Source organism: Luteibacter sp. P4_D7_3, assembly GCF_056401735.1.
The window spans coordinates 1-1724 of record NZ_JBFUIT010000511.1; the positions used below are offsets into that span (position 1 = coordinate 1).

Annotated in this window: 3 protein-coding genes; all 3 read right to left on the reverse strand. The window is 63.5% G+C overall.

Going from position 1 to position 1724, the window contains the following annotated elements:
• On the reverse strand, positions 1–297 hold a 297-nt coding region (locus AC1DSN_RS22160), incomplete at its 3' end, for an HAD family hydrolase (protein WP_477332943.1).
• Between the two features lie 15 nt (positions 298–312).
• Positions 313–1434 (reverse strand): MFS transporter, encoded by a 1122-nt coding sequence (locus tag AC1DSN_RS22165; protein ID WP_477298031.1) that lies wholly within the window; start codon positions 1432–1434, stop codon positions 313–315.
• Between the two features lie 65 nt (positions 1435–1499).
• Positions 1500–1724: hypothetical protein (locus tag AC1DSN_RS22170; RefSeq protein WP_477332945.1), on the reverse strand; the 225-nt coding region annotated here is incomplete at its 5' end.

Sequence of the window (1724 nt, forward strand, 5' to 3'; positions counted from 1 at the left end):
CGATGGGACCGCCCAGGGTCTCTCGATGGGACCGCCCAGGGTCTCTTCCCAACGATGCTGGTAGGCCGCGATCAGATCGGCCTGGGTCGGATGTTCCGCGGTCAACAAACGCACGGCTTCCTCCCACGGGCGTCCCGCATCCTGCTGCAGGTTCCACTCAGGCGTGGTCACTTCGGCGAGGAAACGCTCCATCCCGGCTTCATCGTCGCCGAACAGCTTGCTGTAGAGGTAGCGGGGATTCCAGTCGACAAGTACCCCGCCGAAATCGAAGATGACCACATTGCGTTTGGAATGCATGGAAGACTCCTTGGATCAGCGGCGCGCGATGGACGCGCAAAGGGATACCACGACGAGCAGGGACGCGACGCCGCCCAGGGCGATCGATAGCGTGCTGGCCTTGGCGACGAAACCGATGACGGCCGGCCCGGCAAGCATTCCGGCGTAGCCCAGCGAGGTAACCGTGGCGATGGCGATGGCGGGCGAGGTGCGGGGCATCCGGCCAGCGGCACTGAACAGCACGGGCACGATGTTCGAGGCACCGATGCCGACCAGAGCAAAACCGAGTAGCGCCGCCGGCCCCCACGGCAGCGTCGTAGCGAGGAAGAAGCCGGCGGCGGCGATCAGGCTACCGATGCGAACGATGTTGGCCGGACCAAGTGCAGCGGTGATGCGGTCGCCGAGCAGCCGGCCCACAGCCATGGCGATCGAGAACGCGGCGTAGCCCAGACCGGCCACGGACGGATCGAAGCCGCGTGAGAAACGCAGGAATACGGCGCTCCAGTCGAGCATGGCACCCTCGGCAAGGAACACGACCATGCAGAGGAAGCCGAGAAGAAACACCGCACCGCCAGGCAGACGGAAACGAGCATGCGGTTCACCAGAACCGTCGTCGTGGCGGATGAGGAAGTGCCGCCACTGCGTGGCAACGATGACCAGCAACAGGATCGATACCGCGATCGCACTACCCGTCAGGGGTGAGCCGGCATGCAACAGGGCCGCCATGCCCGCGGAGCCTGCGAGGCCGCCGACGCTGAACAGGCCGTGGAAACCGGACATCATCGGCCTCCCCTGCTGCTTCTCGACATCCACCGCGTGAGCATTCATCGCCACGTCGACGACGCCGATCGACCCACCAAAGAACAGTAAGGCTGCGCCCAGCCACCAGACGCTCGGGGCGAGGGTCAGCAAGGGCAACGCCACGCAGACCAGAAGGCCGCTCACGCCGATCACGTAGCGGTGGCCGAACCGATGACTCAGGAAACCCGCGATAGGCATGGCGATGACCGCACCAAAGCCCATGCACAGCAGCACGAGGCCCAGGGTGGCGTCGTCGAGGGCAAGGCGGGCCTTGGCGTAAGGCACCATCGGTGCCCAACTGGCCATGCCTATGCCGGAGAGGAGAAAGATCAAACGGGTGGCGCGTACGGGATTCATGCGGCTGCCGGGGACGAGGAATGCGCATCAATGTACGTAAACGTGCACAAACGTGCAATAGAGTCTTAAACCCAGTGAAAGCCTTTAGCCATTAGAGCCGCCATACCCACGGCCAGGCTGATGATTGCGCCGAAGAGGAGACGGAAATCCGTGCGCGCCTGATGGCGGACATCGCGGAACTCTGAGCGGACCTCCTTTTGAAAGTCACGCATTTCGCCGCGCATTTCGCCCTTGAATTCGCGCATTTCGCCCTTGAATTCGCGCATTTCGCCCTTGAATTCGCGCATTTC